General features: G+C 63.1%; 13 protein-coding genes. 1 reads left to right on the top strand and 12 read right to left on the bottom strand.

What is annotated here, in order from left to right:
* Positions 1–42 precede the first annotated feature (42 nt).
* From QZ329_RS03530 to QZ329_RS03520, 3 genes are read right to left on the bottom strand one after another with little or no spacing between them, the layout of a single operon-like run.
* Complete coding sequence (locus tag QZ329_RS03530) at positions 43–690, bottom strand: CHAP domain-containing protein (protein WP_295748374.1); 648 nt, start codon at positions 688–690, stop codon at positions 43–45.
* The gene (locus QZ329_RS03525) at positions 677–892 is read right to left on the bottom strand and encodes a hypothetical protein (RefSeq protein WP_295748372.1); all 216 of its coding nucleotides are present in this window, start codon (positions 890–892) and stop codon (positions 677–679) included. The genes QZ329_RS03530 and QZ329_RS03525 overlap by 14 nt, the downstream gene beginning before the upstream one ends.
* The gene (locus tag QZ329_RS03520) at positions 885–1,166 is read right to left on the bottom strand and encodes a hypothetical protein (RefSeq protein ID WP_295748370.1); all 282 of its coding nucleotides are present in this window, start codon (positions 1,164–1,166) and stop codon (positions 885–887) included. Before QZ329_RS03520 ends, QZ329_RS03525 begins: the two co-directional genes overlap by 8 nt.
* Before the next feature lie 441 nt (positions 1,167–1,607).
* Here QZ329_RS03520 and QZ329_RS03515 point away from each other — a divergent pair, with 441 nt between their 5' ends.
* Positions 1,608–4,778 carry a response regulator gene (locus QZ329_RS03515; protein WP_295748368.1) on the top strand — a complete coding sequence of 1,057 codons (3,171 nt, stop codon included), beginning with the start codon at positions 1,608–1,610 and terminating at the stop codon, positions 4,776–4,778.
* A 58-nt stretch (positions 4,779–4,836) separates the two neighbouring features.
* On the opposite strand, the gene rsfS is transcribed toward QZ329_RS03515, so the two are convergent.
* The 9 genes from rsfS to smc form a co-directional block, all read right to left on the bottom strand.
* Positions 4,837–5,199 carry a ribosome silencing factor gene (rsfS, locus tag QZ329_RS03510; RefSeq protein ID WP_295748428.1) on the bottom strand — a complete coding sequence of 121 codons (363 nt, stop codon included), beginning with the start codon at positions 5,197–5,199 and terminating at the stop codon, positions 4,837–4,839.
* A gap of 40 nt (positions 5,200–5,239) precedes the next feature.
* Positions 5,240–6,838: an LCP family protein gene (locus QZ329_RS03505; RefSeq protein WP_295748366.1), complete on the bottom strand. Its 1,599-nt coding sequence runs from the start codon at positions 6,836–6,838 to the stop codon at positions 5,240–5,242.
* A 4-nt stretch (positions 6,839–6,842) separates the two neighbouring features.
* Entirely contained in the window at positions 6,843–8,033 is a 1,191-nt protein-coding gene (nadD, locus tag QZ329_RS03500; RefSeq protein WP_295748363.1) for a nicotinate (nicotinamide) nucleotide adenylyltransferase, read from the bottom strand.
* Positions 8,034–8,058: 25 nt separating this feature from the next.
* Positions 8,059–8,385: a ribosome assembly RNA-binding protein YhbY gene (yhbY, locus tag QZ329_RS03495; RefSeq protein WP_295748361.1), complete on the bottom strand. Its 327-nt coding sequence runs from the start codon at positions 8,383–8,385 to the stop codon at positions 8,059–8,061.
* 240 nt (positions 8,386–8,625) lie between these two features.
* Positions 8,626–9,222, bottom strand: a complete 597-nt coding sequence (locus QZ329_RS03490; protein ID WP_295748359.1) for an XTP/dITP diphosphatase — start codon at positions 9,220–9,222, stop codon at positions 8,626–8,628.
* Positions 9,222–9,944 (bottom strand): ribonuclease PH, encoded by a 723-nt coding sequence (gene rph / locus QZ329_RS03485; RefSeq protein ID WP_295748357.1) that lies wholly within the window; start codon positions 9,942–9,944, stop codon positions 9,222–9,224. The genes QZ329_RS03490 and rph overlap by 1 nt, the downstream gene beginning before the upstream one ends.
* A complete protein-coding gene (locus QZ329_RS03480) occupies positions 9,941–10,174 on the bottom strand; it encodes a PF20097 family protein (RefSeq protein WP_295748356.1) in 234 nt (77 codons plus the stop codon). Before QZ329_RS03480 ends, rph begins: the two co-directional genes overlap by 4 nt.
* Before the next feature lie 19 nt (positions 10,175–10,193).
* Positions 10,194–11,066: a signal recognition particle-docking protein FtsY gene (gene ftsY / locus QZ329_RS03475; RefSeq protein WP_295748354.1), complete on the bottom strand. Its 873-nt coding sequence runs from the start codon at positions 11,064–11,066 to the stop codon at positions 10,194–10,196.
* 426 nt (positions 11,067–11,492) lie between these two features.
* Positions 11,493–15,053, bottom strand: a complete 3,561-nt coding sequence (gene smc, locus QZ329_RS03470) for a chromosome segregation protein SMC (RefSeq protein ID WP_295748352.1) — start codon at positions 15,051–15,053, stop codon at positions 11,493–11,495.
* Positions 15,054–15,241 lie beyond the last annotated feature (188 nt).

The raw sequence follows: 15,241 nt of genomic DNA, 5'->3' as shown, positions 1-15,241 counted from the left end.
GGGCGGGACCTTTGGTCCCGCCCGCTTTTTTGTGTTCTCCGCTTATTTTTTCAAATAGTCCGCCAGCCGCTTGAGCATTGTGCACAGCTGCTGCCGGGTCACCGGATCCTTCAATTTCAGGTCCCCCTGCGCGTCTCCGGTGAGAATGCCGTTTTTCACGGCCCACTCCACGCCCTCTTTATGGGCGGGGCTTGCTGTGTTGTCCATGTTGGTCTCCTCCTTCTCATATCTGGGGCGCAGCGCGCCCACGATCTGACGGTTGGGCCGGGTTCTCCGGCACACCTCCCCACCGTTGGACTGGCTGCCGGCCTCGCTGGTGTTGCCCTCGATGGCTACCACGCCGGAGGCTGTCACCCGTTCCACAATTCCCGTGTGGTCGGTGCTGCCGCCGCCGGAAAAGTCGTAAATCACCACGTCTCCCGGGCGGAAGTTCCGCTCCACCCACTGTCCCGCCGTCCTCGCCGCCCGCATCAGCGCCCCGCAGGAGGCCGTCCGCACCGGCAGAAGACGGGACGCCTCCGCCTGGTGGAACACCCACTGCAAGAATACCATGCACCAGGGATACGCGGGGCCGGAGACCTCCCGGCCATAATACCAGGTGTTGTACTTGACCTGGTTGGAGTTCGCCGGACGCTCCTTCGTCCCCAGCTCACCCTGGGCAATGCGCAGAACCTTTTCAGCCGTTGCCATATCCGCTTCCCTCCAGCACATCCTGCACCTTCTGGCTCTGGGTCCCAAAGTAGAAGGCAATGACCACGGCGTACACCGTCATAAAGTCCTGAGAAATCCCCTTTCCCAGAGCCATGACGGAAAACACCGCCGTCAGCGCCAGCGTCACCAGACTCTTCACGCTGAGGAGCGTCCCCAGCCGCTTCCCTATGTTTTTATCCATTCGTTTCCTCCTTCTCTCCGCACCGGTTTCCGGCGGCGACCTTGCTGATCTTGATGCCCGCCAGCAGCAGCGCCTCCACGCCTCCCGCACCCAGGGTGTACTGGATCAGGGTCGCCGGCTCCGAGCCCTTGACGCAGAAAATGACAGTCATCGCCGTGATGAACGCCAGCAGAAACAGCCCCAGCAGCGCCAGAACCCAAGTCGACGTTTTCCTGCTCCTTCCCCCGGCGGCGTTCGCCGCTCCGCCGCAGGACCGGGAACGGTTCTCGTCCATAAGCCTTCTCCTCTCCTTCTTCATTTTAGTATCCGGACGCAGGCCGCAGAACGCCCCGCCTCCGCCTGGGGCGGCTTTTCTTTTCCGGCTCTTGTCCAAACCCACAAGGTGTTTCTCTTCCCGGGCAGTTGCACCTGGCTGTGCAACCGTTTTGCAAAAATTTCCCTCCCATTTGTCAAGCCCCTGTTTTCCAGAAACCTTACTTTCGTTTTTCTACCCCCAGCAGCTCCGCCGGGGAAACTTGATCGCCCTTGGACGCGCGGCATCCCTTGCCGTGCGCTTTTTCTTTTTCCCGGAAATTTCGCAATTCCGGCCCTCAAAGGCCCACCCCAAGGTTGACACCAGGTCTTTCAGCCGTTAAAATGTAGAATAGAGTAAAGTGGCGGGCTGTTTGCCCTTCCGTCCGCCGTTAACGCGCAAACCATATGGAGGAGAACGCATATGTATCATTGCCGCATGCAGCTCTATCTGATGGGTCCCAAGAGAGAGCTGTTTGACCCCATTCGGGAATCCGAACCCCTCGGCCAGTTTACTCACACGTTTTTGGAGAGCGTTCAGCCGGACCCGAACCTCGCCGCCAAGGCCGATGTGATTATCGCCGATCTCCGGGAAACGGACGCTGGCAAAACCGTCCAGACGCTGGCAGCCGCCGGGGCGGAGCTCATTCTTTTGGCGGAGCGGGAACAGCTGTCCGCCCTCGCCGGGCGGCTCTCCGCCGTTTCCGACGTCTGGACCCTCCCCATGTCCGGCGAAGAACTGCGCTTCCATTTTCAGCGCTGGCAGCAGTCCTGCAAGCTCCGCAGGGACTTCTGGGAGACCAGCCAATACCTGGAGGCCGCCATCAACAGCGTCCCCAATCTGGTCTGGTACAAAACCAAGGACGGCGTTCACGAGAAGGTGAACGACAGTTTCTGCACAACCGTTGGAAAAACCAAAGAACAGGTTGAGGGCCAGCGGCACGCTTACATATGGGATGTGGAAGAGGACGATCCCGCCTGCATCGAGTCGGAGCGCGTCGTCATGGAGACGGAGAAGACCTGCGTTTCAGAGGAGTCTATCCAAACCGGAGGAGGCGCCCGTCTTCTGACCACCTACAAGTCCCCGCTGTACGACTTGGACGGCAGCGTTATGGGCACGGTGGGCGTGGCCATTGATGTGACGAAGGAGCGCGCCTACGAGGAAGAGCTGCGCCGGGAAAACAAGGCGCTGGAGACGCTGTTCACCACCATGGACTGCGGCGTGCTGTGCCACAGTCTGGACGGGGTCCGGATTCTCAGCGTCAACCGCGCCGCCCTGGAAATTCTGGGCTATCAAACCGAGGAGGACTTGACCCGGGCCGGCTTCGACACCATCGCCACCTCTGTCGTTGAGGAGGACCGGGAGAAGCTTCTGGGCTGCATCAAGTCCCTGAAAAACCCGGGGGACAGCGTCAGTGTGGAGTACCGCGTTCTTCACAGCAACGGAGAGGTCATTCACGTAATGGGCAACGTGAAGCTGATGGAGGAAAACGGCGAGCTGTTCTACCAGCGCTTCCTTCTGGACTGCACCGCGCAAAAGCTGCGGGAACAGGAAGAGCTGCTGCAAAAGGAGCGCCGCCAGCAGGCGCTGATTCAGGCCCTGAGCATCGACTACAATCTGGTCTGCTTCTTCGACCTGGACACCCGCAAAGGGAACGCTCTGCGGACCCACCACTGTGCTTATGGCATTTTGGACCAGCTCTTTTCCGGGGAGCTGGAAATGCAGGAGAGTATGGAGCGTTATATTCAAACCTGCGTATACGTGGACGACCAGGACCTTCTGCGCGACATCTTCGCCGGGGACCATCTGGAGCAGGAGCTGCAGATCAGGAGGGTCTATTATCTCAATTACCGGGCCGTCTGCGGCGGAGAAATCCGCTATTTCCAGATGAAGGCCGTACCCATCGGGGACTGGGACAACAGCCGGGGCGTGGTCATCGGCTTTCGCAGTGTGGATGAGGAAACCCGGGAGGAGATGGAGAAGAAGACCCTGCTGGAGGACGCCCTCTCCCAGGCCAACCGGGCCAGCAAGGCCAAGAGCGTGTTCCTCTCCAACATGTCTCACGACATCCGAACGCCCATGAACGCTATCATCGGTTTCACCGCTCTGGCCACCACCCATATCGACAACCGGGAACAGGTGGAGAGCTATCTGAAGAAGATCATGACCTCCGGCAATCATCTCCTCAGCCTGATCAACGACGTGCTGGATATGAGCCGCATTGAAAGCGGCAAAATGTACCTGGATGAGAAGCCCTGCTCCCTGCCGGATATCCTCCACGGCCTTCGAAGCATCGTCCAGGCGGATGTCCACGCCAAACAGCTGGAGCTGTACATGGACGCCGTGGATGTGATCCACGAGGACATCTTCTGCGACCGGCTGCGGCTGAATCAGATTCTTTTAAACCTCTTGAGCAACTCCGTGAAATACACTCCTGCCGGCGGCATCGTCAGCATCCGGGTGACGGAGAAGCCGGCCGCCCCGGCCGGCCACGCCTCCTATGAATTCAGCGTCCGGGACACCGGCGTTGGCATGAGCGAGGAATTTGTCGCCCACATCTTCGAGCCCTTCGAGCGGGAACGGAACTCCACCACCAGCGGCATCCAGGGCACCGGCCTGGGCATGGCCATCACCCGGAATATCGTGGAGATGATGAACGGCTCCATCTCGGTTAAGAGCCGCCAGGGCGCGGGGACGGAATTCACCGTCTCGCTCACCTTCCGGCTCTGCTCCGAGGGCAAGGAGCCCACCACCATCCCGGAGCTGGCCGGTTGCCGGGCCCTGGTAGTGGATGATGATTTCAACACCTGCGACAGCGTCAGCTGCATGCTTCAGCAGATTGGCTTGCGGGCGGAGTGGACCCTCTCCGGCAAGGAGGCGGTGCTCCGCACCCGTCAGGCCATGATGCGCCAGGACCACTATTCCATCTACATCATCGACTGGCTGCTGCCGGACATGAATGGCATCGAGGTGGCGCGGAGAATCCGCAAGGAGTGCGGCGAGAACGTGCCCATCATCGTTCTCACCGCGTACGACTGGGCCGATATCGAGGACGAGGCCCTGGAGGCCGGCGTCACCGCCTTCTGCGGCAAACCCCTGTTCCTCTCCGAGCTGCGGGACTGCCTGCTTTCCATTGTCAGCACGGAGGAAGAGCCGGAGGAGGACGAACCGGAGAAAGCGTTCTCCCACAATCTGGGCCGCATCCTGCTGGCGGAGGACAACGAGCTGAACCAGGAGATCGCCCAAGTCATCCTGGAGGAGGCGGGCTTCACCGTGGAAATCGCGGAGAACGGGCAGATCGCCCTGGACCTGCTGCGCCAGTCTCAGCCGGGGCATTACCAGCTGGTGCTGATGGACGTGCAGATGCCCGTCATGAACGGCTATGAGGCCACCCGGGCCATCCGGTCGCTGGAGAACCCGAAACTGGCCTCCATTCCCATTCTGGCCATGACGGCCAACGCTTTTGAGGAGGACAAACAGGCCGCCCTCAAAAGCGGAATGGACGGCCACATTTCCAAGCCCATCGACATCGAGAAGCTGTTGAAGACGCTGGAGAATCTGCTGAAACACAGCCGCTCCTCCTCCAGGCACTGAGCCATAAGAAAACCGGGAGAGAGACGAATCCGTCTCCCTCCCGGTTTTTATCCGCGCTTCAGTCCGCAGTCAGCACGCCGCCAAGGTCCAGGGGCTTCCCGTCGGACCACAGGCGCTCCAGGTCATAGAACTCCCGGGCCTCCTGAGAGAAGACATGGACCGCCAGGCATCCGTAGTCCAGCAGCACCCAGGTGCCGTCCCGGTGCCCCTCCCGGTGGAGGGGCGCTTCGCCCGCCTGCTCCTTCAGGGCCTTTTCCACCGCGTCGCACAGGGCGTTGATCTGGGTGTTGGAGCCGCCGGTGGCGATGACAAAATAGTCCGCCAGGGTGGTCAGGTCCGTGATTTCAATGGCGCTGATCTCCTTGCCCTTCTTTTCGTCCAGGGCCTTGGCGGCAATGATGGCCAGCTCTTTCGGTGTCATAGACATTCCTCTCTTTCCTGATCGTATGTGAATGGTATGGTTACGCGGCGGGGTCCGGTTCGATGAGGGTGAAGCCCGGGTCCGCCGGGGGCTGGGGATCTGCGGAAACCTCCGGCGCGGGGGCGGGCTCTGCGGAGTCCGCCGGGGGTGTCTGGGGAACCGGGTCCGTTGGAACGGGGTCCACAGCGTCCGGAGGCGCGGGTTCCGGCGTCTCCGGAGCGGGCGCCGTGCCGGCGTCCGGCTGCTGGCCGGGCTCCGCCGGGCCGCCGGAGGCCGGGGCTCCGTTGGCGTCCGCCCCGCCGCTTCCGCTCTCCCCCGCTCCCGGGTCCGCGGCAATGGGCCCGCCGGTCTCCGGGTCCAGGGGCAGGCCTGTCTCCGGGTCGATGGGATTGCCGTTTTCGTCCACAGCGGGCGGGTCCTCTTCCTCCTCCGGTTCCGGTCTGGGAGGCGGCAGGGCCGCCCGTTTGTCTTCCACATAGCCGGTGGAGGAGCTGAGGCTGCCGTCGGCGTTGACGGACATGATGTCCAGGTCCGACAGGGTGAAAACCTCCTTGAAGGGGCTGAGCTCGTTGTTCACCAGGTCCAGCAGCTTCCTGGCGTTGGGCATCACATATCCCTGCGTCCCATAGGTCCGGCTGTAAACGTCATCCTTGAGGTAGTGCGGCATGGTGACGAAGTTCACATTTTCCATCTTCAATCCCCCAAGCACCGCAGACTTGCCGAACCAGAGGATGTTCTGGAAACTCATGTCCGTCTCCACGTTGTTGTTGAATGCCTCCATCAGCGGCCCGACCTTGGTCATGTTCTTCGGCTGCAAAACCTGCTCCGCCATGGCCTTCAAAAACGCCTGCTGGGTCTTGATGCGGCCCACGTCGCCTTCGGTATATCCCAGCGTGACGCCGTTTTTCCGGTTGTCGTGGCGGTAGCGGAGGACCTGCATGGCGTCATCCCCGCTTAGAAGGCGGTAGCCTTTTTCCTGGTGGATGTGGAGGTCCTGATAGGGGTCGTCGTAGTTCATGTCCCGGGGCACGTCGAAGTACACGCCGCCGATGGCGTCCACAATCTCGCCCACGGCCTCCCACTCCACCACGACCTGAAAGTCCGGCTCAAAGCCCACCAGCTGGGCGATCTCCTTATAGAGGTGCTGCATGCCCTTCTCGCCGCCGCCGTAGCCGTTGTAGACGCTGTTGAGCTTTTTCACGTCCCAAGGGACGTTGACCATGGTGTCCCGGGGGATGGACATGACGGTGGCCTTCTGGTTGGTGACATCATAGCTGGCCAGCAGCATGGTGTCCGTCAGCCCGCCGCCGCCGGTGTCCCGGCCCAGGATCAAAACGGTCCAATAGTCCTCGCTTTTCCGCTCGCCGTCGCCGCCCCGGGGACGGATGCCGTCGCCGTAGTCGATCTCCTCCGGCCCGTCCGGCTGGCCGTCCCCGTCCAGGTCCTGGGTCTTCTGGGGGTCGTTCCGCACCGGCAGCTCCGGCCGGATGAAGAGGCTCCGGACCGCCAGCGCCGCCGCCAGCGCCACGGCCAGCACGGCAACCACCACAATCAGCAGAATCTGCCGGCGGGTCAGCTTCCCCTTCCTTGGGGGCTTGGGTCCCTGCCCGCCCGCCACTCGCTTTCCAACATTGCTCATGCTTCTATCTCTGTCCTTTCAGCGCGTCCCTGGCCTCCAGGGTCTTGGGATGAATGGGGGCGTCCCCCATCTCCCGGATGGTCATCTCCAGCCCCAGCAGCAGCCCGGCGTCCAGGTCCTCGTAACAGGTCCGCCGCAGCTCCTCCACGCCGGGGAAATCCCGGTTGGGCTCGATGTAGTCCGCGAGATAAATGACCTTCTCCAAAAGCGTCATGCCGCCCCGTCCGGTGGTGTGCCAGCGGATGGCGCCGGTGATCTCCCCGTCCGTGCCGAAGACGGTTTCGGCAATGGCCGCGCCGGTCTTGGCGTGAAGCAGTTTGATCTCCCGCCGCTCCAGCTCGTCCAGGGGAACGCGGAACCGCTCCGCCAGGGCCAGCTGCTCGGGAAGGTTCAGCTTTTTCGTGCAGTCGTGGAGAAGGGCGGCCCGCCGGGCCTTTTCCGCGTCCGCCCCCCAGCGCTCCGCCAGGCGGACGGCTTCCTCCTCCGTGCCCAGGACGTGGGGAATGCGCCGGTGGGCAAGGCAGCTCAGGGCCACGGGCCGGAGCTGCTCCAACGGGAGGTTTTTCAGGTCCGCCGCCGTGCCGTAGAGCTTCTCCCGCAGGATATAGCCGTACACCGCCGGGGCCAGGAGCCCGCCGTCCGTCCCCTTCGCCAGCCGCTCCCGCAGTCCGGTGGAGCTGACGTCCACCACGCCGGGAATGACCAGCGTGAAAATCCGCGCCTGGGGATACGTCCGGCAGAGGAACTCCCGCTGGACGGAGAACAGCTCCTCCGTATCCGCCTCGCTGCGGCCGAAGGCGGCGATGCCCGCCAGGGAGAGGATGCGCTCCGGGTCCCGCCAGTTTTGAAGCGTCAGGAACATGTCCGTCCCCATCAGCAGCCACAGCTCGTCCTGGGGATACTGTTCCCGCAGCCGCTCCAACGTGTCGGCGGTATAACTGTTCCCCTCCCGCCAAAGCTCCATGTCCAGCACCTCGGCCCTCTGGCCCAGGCCGGTCTGCTCCGCCGCCAGGCGGGTCATTTCCAGCCGCTGCTTCGGGGCGGGACTGCCGGGAGGCAGCCGCTTGTGGGGCGGGTGTCCGGTGGGGATTATCAGCAGTTTGTCCAGCTTCAAAAGCCCGAATACCGCCTTGGCGGCGGTAATATGTCCCAAGTGCGGCGGGTTGAAGGCCCCGCCATATACGCCGATTTTCAAAATGGAAGCCTCCTCACAAACGGGATTACCGGTTCCTTGTCCGCTCTCTCACCAGCTGGATGCGCTTCTCCCGGGGCTTGGAGTGGCTCTCCCGGTAGAGGACGAACTTCGTCCCGATGACCTGGACCACCTCGCTCCGGGTGGCCTTGGCCAGCTCCTCCGCCGCCCTCCGGGCGTCGTAGTCCAGGTTGTTGTCCAGCACCCTGCCCTTGATGAGCTCCCGGGCCTCCAGGGCGTCGCCGGCCTGCTTGATGAGGTTTTCCCCGATGCCGTCCTTGCCGATCTGGAGGATGGTGTCGATGCCGTTAGCCAGGCCCCGCAGCTGGGCCCGCTGTTTACTTGTCAAATCCATATTGTCCTCACAAACTCCATTCCGCTTCATCCGCTCCTCAAAAAACCGGCGGATTCTGCGGGTCCTCTTTCAGGCCTTGTTTGAAAATTGGCGGAATGCCGGATTGGGGCAGATTTTTTTGCCAGGCGAGGCGATTGGACGCAGGAATCCTGACGGATTTCAAGTCCAATCAACGCCGTCCTGGCGGAAAAAGATGCCCTAAGACGGTGTTTTATCATTTTTCAAACAGGGCCTAGACGCTCATTTTTTCAAATAGGTTCCCAGCTTCTCCGTAAAGGCCGCCAGAGCCCTGCCGCGATGAGAAATCGCGCTCTTCTCCTCCGCCGTCAGCTGGCCGAAGGTCTTTCCCTTCTCCGGGACCAGGAACACCGGGTCGTATCCAAAGCCGCCCTCCCCCATAGGGGCGAAGGCGATGGCCCCGTCGCAGCGGCCCTCCGCCGCCAGCGTGTCCCCGTTGGGGAAGGCGCAGGCCACGGCGCAGCTGAAATGGGCCGCCCGGCTGGTCTGGCCCCGCATGCTGTTCAGCAGCAGCCGGTACCTTCCCCGGTCGTCCAGGTCCTCTCCTCCGTAACGGGCGGAGTACACGCCGGGTCCGCCGTTCAGCGCGTCCACGCAGAGGCCGGAGTCGTCGGCAATGGCGGGCAGGCCCGCCGCGGCGCAGACCGCTTTCGCCTTCAGCATGGCGTTCTCGGCGAAGGTGGTTCCGGTCTCCTCCACGTCCACCTCCACTCCCGCCTCGGCGGGGGTGACGACTTCCACGCCCAGACCGGACAAAATTGCCCGCATCTCCGCCAGCTTCTTCAGGTTATGGGTGGCCAGCACGAATTTCTCAGCCATTAGAATTTACCTCCCAGCGCTTCTTTCTGTATTGCCAGCAACTCCTTGCAGCCCTTGGAGCAAAGGCGCACCAGCTCCTGCTGCTCCGCGGGGCTGAAGGCCCGGCCCTCGCCGGTGCCCTGGATTTCAATGAGCTCTCCCAGCTCGTTCATCACGCAGTTCAGGTCCACCTGGGCCCGGCTGTCCTCGCTGTAGCGAAGGTCCAGCAGCGGCGTGTCCTCCACAATGCCGGCGGAGACGCCGGTGACGCAGTGCCGGATGGGGCTGGCCCCCAGGTCCCCGTTCTCCACCAGCCTCCGGCAGGCCAGGGCCAGGGCCACGAAGCCCCCGGTGACGGAGGCCGTCCGGGTCCCGCCGTCCCCCTGGAGCACGTCGCAGTCCACGGTGATGGTCCGCTCCCCCAGCCGCCTCATATCCACAGCGGAGCGGAGGGACCGGCCCACCAGCCGCTGAATCTCCGCGCTCCGGGGGGACAATTTCAGCTTGGCCACGTCCCGGCGGCTCCGCTCCCGGTTGGCCCGGGGCAGCATGGAGTACTCGGCGGTAACCCAGCCCTCCCCGTAGGGGACGTGGGGCGGCGTCTTCTCCTCCACGCTGGCGCAGCAGAGAACCATGGTGTCTCCGCATTGGATGAGGCAGCTTCCCTCGGCGAATCTGACGAAATCCGTCGTGATCTTCACAGGCCGCAGCTCATGGAAGGCCCGGCCGTCTTCTCTGGTCAAGTCGATTCCTCCTTTGTTTCAATCAAAATCAGGCCGCAGTGTTCGCAGCGCTGCGCGGGGAGCTTCACGCCGCTTCCCAGCCTCTTTTCCTGGAGCGAACGCTCCCCTTCCCATATAGGATGATAGGAAATCCTCCATCCGTCAAAGGGGGACCAAAGGATGTTGCGGCTGCCGCTTCGCAAAAACCCCGCCCTCAGGGTCTCCCCGTAGCGGGGACAACGATCGAACATGACGCCCGCCCCCTTTTAATTAGATAATTGCCTCCGCGTATGCCTCAGAATCGAAGGGCTGCAAATCGTCGATGCCCTCGCCCACTCCCGCGAACTTCACGGGGACGTTCAGCTCCTTGGCGATGGCCACGGCGATGCCGCCCTTGGCGGTGCCGTCCAGCTTGGTGAGGATGATGCCCGTAAGGCCCGCCGCCTCCTTGAAGGTCTTGGCCTGCACCAGGCCGTTCTGACCCGTGGTGGCGTCCAGTACCAGCAGCGTCTCCCGGGCCGCGCCGGGGCACTCCCGGTCGATGATCTTGGAGAGCTTGGCAAGCTCCGCCATCAAATTGGCTTTATTGTGGAGCCGCCCCGCCGTGTCGCAGAGGACCACGTCCACCCCCCGGGCCTTGGCGGCCTGGAGCGCGTCGAAGAGCACCGCGCCGGGGTCCGCGCCCTCGTGCTGGCGAACCAGCTCCGCCTTGGCCCGATCCGCCCAGATTTCCAGCTGGTCCGCCGCCGCCGCCCGGAAGGTATCCGCCGCGCAGAGGAGGCATTTCTTCCCGCCGTAGCGGAGGAGGTTCGCCATCTTCCCGATGGAGGTGGTCTTCCCCACGCCGTTGACACCGATGAAGAGGAACACGCAGGGAGAGGTGGAGACGTTGACCTCCGTGGTACCCACGTCCAGCTCCTCCACAATGATCTCCCGGAGGGCGGTCCGAACCTCCTCCTGGCTTTTGAGCTTTTCCTTCCGGACCTTCTCCCGGAGCTTCTCCACGGTATCCACCGCGATCTCCATGCCGAAGTCGGAGAGGATCAAAGTCTCCTCCAGCTCCTCGAAGAAGGCCTCGTCGGCCTCGGTGTAGGTGGTGAACAGGTTGGTTGTGATTTTTTTTAGTTTGTCAAAAAAGCCCATAGGTCCTCCTTGTTGATTCAGCCATGAAGATGGCTGGTGCTTTTGCGCCCCCCATTCTCTCTTTTTCTGTCCGCAGGAAAAGAGAGAATGCGCCGCGCCCGATGGAAGAGAGAAAAAGAAGTATGGGCCCTTTGGGCCGTCTTTTTCCCTCTATTGATAGAATCCCTTGTTAAGGAGCGCCAGCCCGGCGGCCTATCCCCTCTCCCTTGCCGCTCCGCCGCGACTCCCGCGCCGCCACGAAGAGTCCACAAATCATTACCGGCAGAAATACAAGAAGCAGGATATAAAGACGCGTGTCTTCCAAGCCGCTGTACTTGCAACTATTTTGCACTCCGCAAACCAGGCAGGCCATCGTTCCCAGAAATCCCAAAAGCGGCAGCCACAAGCAAAATACAGACCGCTTCACCCTCACACTCCCTATTTTCATTATTGAATATCCAATTCCTTCGCCATGTCGTTCAAATTGATGGTCAGCATCTTGGAGACACCCTTTTCCTGCATGGTCACGCCGTAAAGCACGTCGGCTTCCTCCATGGTGCCCCGGCGGTGGGTGATGACAATGAACTGCGTCTTTCCCGCCAGCTGGCGCATATACCGGGCATAACGGGCGACGTTCACGTCGTCCAGCGCCGCCTCAATCTCATCCATGACGCAAAATGGCGTAGGGTGAACCTTCAAAATGGAGAAGTACAGGGCGATGGCCACAAACGCCTTCTCGCCGCCGGAGAGCAGGGAGATGGTTTTCAGCGTCTTCCCCGGCGGCTGGGCCTTGATCTCAATGCCGCAGTTCAGTATATCGGCGGGGTCCTCCAGCTCCAGCTGGGCCTGCCCGCCGTCGAACATCTCCAGGAACGTGGCCTGGAAGCTCTCGTTCAAAAGCTGGAACTGCTCGGCGAAAATCCGGGTCATCTCCCCGGTGATGCCGCCGATGATGGCCGTCAGCTCTCCCTTGGCCTTCTCCACGTCGTCCCGCTGGTCCGTCAGGTAGGTATAGCGGGTATTGACCCGGTCGTACTCCTCAATGGCGCCGATGTTGGGCGTGCCCAGGGCGGCGATGTCTTTTTTCAGCTCCCCAATCCGCCGGGCGGCTTTGGGGATGCTCTCCAGCTCCATGCGCTGGGCCTGCGCGTCGGAGTGGCTCAGCTCGTAGTGTTCCCAGAGACGGTCGAGAATCTGCTTTTCCTCCATGCCGGAGGTGGCCAGCTTCTGCTCCAGCCGGGAGGCGGAGCGCTCCAGGTTCAAAAGGTTCTCGTTCATCTCCTGGCTGGCCTTGTTCTGGGCGGTGCGCCGGGTCTCCAGGTCCAGCTTCTCCTCGTTCAGGGTGCTCAGGCGCTCCTGGCAGCTCTCCCGCCGCCGGTTCAATGCGCTCATGTCTTCCCGGCGAGCGGCGATCTCCGCCTGGGCCTTGCCGATGGCCCTCTGATAGGTTTCCAGCGTCTCCTCCTTCTGCCGCCGGTCTCCCGTCAGCTCCGCCGCCAGACGGCGGAGGTCCCCGGCGCGGCGGAGGGCAGCGTCCCGCTGGGCGGCCAGGGACGCCAGCTCCTCTTTTTTCGCCGTGACTTCCTCCGACAGGGCGTTGGACTGGGCCAGCAGCTCCGACTGGCCGGACAGCGCCGCCGCCGCCTGCTCCCGATATTGGGCGGCCTGGGCCTCCTGGGCGGCAAAGGCCGCCTCCGCCTGTTCCTTTCGCCGGGCGTTGTCCTCCAAATGGCCCGTCAGGCTCTCCAGCTCGCCCGTCAGATTTTCCAAATTTTCCTCAATTGATTTGAGCAAAATGTCAAAATGATTCTTCTCGCCCTCCAGCCGGAGGACCGCATCCTCCGCCTGACGGCGCTGGCCCTCGGCAGTCTCCAGATCGTAGCGGGCCGCGGAGAGGTCCCGCTGAACGGCCTCCTCCTCCCGCCTGGCGGCCTCCAGCTGCTGCCGCATGTCCGCGGCGCGGCCGTGGAGCTTTTCCAGCTCCGCCGCCCGGCTCAGCACGCCGCTGTTCCGGGAGACGGAACCGCCGGTCATGGACCCGCCCCGGTTGATGACCTGCCCGTCCAGGGTGACAATCCGGAAGGCGTTGCGGTACTTCCGGGCCATGGCGATGCCGCAGTCCAGGTCCTCCGCGATGACCGTCCGGCCCAGGAGGTTGTAAAAGATGTTCTGATACCTGGGGTCAAAGCTCACCAGACGGGATGCGACGCCCACAAAGCCGTACTCCCGCTCCACGCCGTTTAGGCGCAGCTCCTCGCCCCGGATAGCGGTGAGGGGCAGGAAGGTGGCCCGGCCCCCGTCCCGCTGCTTCAAAAAGCCGATGGCGGCTTTGGCGTCCTCCTCCCGGTCCACCACGATGTTCTGGAGTCCCGCCCCCAGGGCGATTTCAATGGCGACGGTATAGCGCTGCTCCGTCTTCATCAATCCCGCCACAGGGCCGTGGACTCCCCGCAGACCGTTCTGGCACACCAGCTTCACGGCCTTGGAGAAGCCCTCGTAGTCCTTCTCCATCTCCGTCAGAAGCCGGATGCGGTTCTCCAGGGCCCCGGCGTCCATGGTCAGCTTCATCCGCCTGTCCGCGGCGGCAGCGGCCTTCTTCTCCCGCTCCTCCATCCGCAGGCTGTGGCCCGCGATGATGTTGGCGGCGGCGGCAGCGTCGTCCCGGGCCTCCTCCAGGCGGCGGCGGTTGGCCTTGGCCTCTCTTCGGGTCTCGTCCAGCTGCTCTGCGGCGGCGGCCCGCTCCGTCTCCAGGGCGGCCCGCCGTTCCTCCATCTGGCCGCTCTCGGCGGCGATGGCGGCGGCCTTCGCCCGGGCGTCGGCGGCGGCGGCCACGGCTATGGCCTCCCGGCCCCGCAGGGCCTCCGCCTGGGACTGCTGCCCCCCCGCCTGGGCGGCGGCGGTCCTGGCCCGCTCCAGCAGGGCCTCCAGCCCCATTCCCAGCTCATCCAGGCGTTTGGACAGCTCCTCCGCCCGCTCCGCCTCCTGGGCGGACTGAGCCGCCAGACCCCCGGCCCGGCTGTCGGACTCCACCAGCTCCGTCCGGGCCCGGCAGATGTTCTCCTGGTTGTGGGCGATGCCGCTTTCCAGCACGGCAATGGCGGCGGACTGGTCCTTCGCCTGGGCGTCCAGCTCCCCGGCCTCCGTCCGGAGCCGCTCAGCCTCCATGTCCTTCCGGCGCATCTCCTCGCCGAAGCGCTCCGCCTCGGCATAGAGGGCGTCCAAGGCGGCCCGGGCCTCGGCCCGCTCTCTCTCCGCCGCCCGGAAGTCCAGCTCCAGCTTCCGGGCGTTGATCTTCAGCGCATCCAGATTCTCCAGCCAGACCGAGATTTCCAAAATCCGCAGCTCGTCCCGGAGGACGAGGTACTTTTTCGCCTTCTCCGCCTGCTCCCGCAAGGGTCCCACCTGGAGCTCCAGCTCGGAAATCTTGTCGTTGATCCGGACCAGGTTTTCCTCCGTCCGCTCCAGCTTCCGCTCGGCCTCCTCCTTCCGGTGGCGGAAGCGGGAAATGCCGGCGGCCTCCTCAAAAATCTCCCGGCGTTCGCTGCTCCGGGTGGACAAAATCTCGTCAATCTTGCCCTGGCCGATGATGGAGTAGCCCTCCCGGCCCAGGCCCGTGTCCAAAAAGAGCTCCGTCACGTCCTTGAGCCGGACGGACTGGCGGTTGATGTAGTATTCGCTCTCTCCGCTGCGGTAATACCGCCGGGTGACGGCCACTTCCGCCTCCTCCATCGAGGGGAAAATCCGCTCCGTATTGTCCAGCACCAGCGTCACCTGGGCAAAACCCACCTGATTGCGCTGCTCCGTGCCGCCAAAGATCACATCCTCCATTTTCGCGCCCCGGAGGCCCTTGGCGCTCTGCTCGCCCAGGACCCAGCGGATGGCGTCGGAAATATTGGACTTGCCGGAGCCGTTGGGCCCCACGATGGCGGTGATATCCTCGCCGAAATTTAAAATAGTCTTGTCCGGAAAGGATTTGAACCCTTGAATTTCCAATGCTTTTAAGTACACGTTTCCACCTCTGCCAAAGCCCCGGCCCGGGCGCTTCAATAATCAATTTACTATATCAGAGAACGCGCCGCATTTCAAGACAAAATCTGTAAAGGCCCCGCCTCCCCAGGGCGGAAAAATCCCCGCCCGGCCGGGAAACCCGCGGGCGGGTCCCCTGCCGGACAGGGAATGTCTGCTTGCCATATTCC

The sequence above is a fragment of the uncultured Oscillibacter sp. genome (assembly GCF_910579365.1).
In the GTDB taxonomy this organism is placed as follows: Bacteria; Bacillota; Clostridia; order Oscillospirales; family Oscillospiraceae; genus Oscillibacter.
Note: the sequence above shows the minus strand (reverse complement) of the source record. Positions and strands in the feature narration are given on the sequence as shown.

Coding starts and splice junctions, on each gene's coding strand:
- QZ329_RS03530 (WP_295748374.1), bottom strand. CDS start 690: ATGGCAACGGCTGAAAAGGTTCTGCGCATTGCCCAGGGTGAGCTGGGG.
- QZ329_RS03525 (WP_295748372.1), bottom strand. CDS start 892: ATGGATAAAAACATAGGGAAGCGGCTGGGGACGCTCCTCAGCGTGAAG.
- QZ329_RS03520 (WP_295748370.1), bottom strand. CDS start 1,166: ATGGACGAGAACCGTTCCCGGTCCTGCGGCGGAGCGGCGAACGCCGCC.
- QZ329_RS03515 (WP_295748368.1), top strand. CDS start 1,608: ATGTATCATTGCCGCATGCAGCTCTATCTGATGGGTCCCAAGAGAGAG.
- rsfS (WP_295748428.1), bottom strand. CDS start 5,199: ATGACACCGAAAGAGCTGGCCATCATTGCCGCCAAGGCCCTGGACGAA.
- QZ329_RS03505 (WP_295748366.1), bottom strand. CDS start 6,838: ATGAGCAATGTTGGAAAGCGAGTGGCGGGCGGGCAGGGACCCAAGCCC.
- yhbY (WP_295748361.1), bottom strand. CDS start 8,385: ATGGATTTGACAAGTAAACAGCGGGCCCAGCTGCGGGGCCTGGCTAAC.
- QZ329_RS03490 (WP_295748359.1), bottom strand. CDS start 9,222: ATGGCTGAGAAATTCGTGCTGGCCACCCATAACCTGAAGAAGCTGGCG.
- QZ329_RS03480 (WP_295748356.1), bottom strand. CDS start 10,174: ATGTTCGATCGTTGTCCCCGCTACGGGGAGACCCTGAGGGCGGGGTTT.
- ftsY (WP_295748354.1), bottom strand. CDS start 11,066: ATGGGCTTTTTTGACAAACTAAAAAAAATCACAACCAACCTGTTCACC.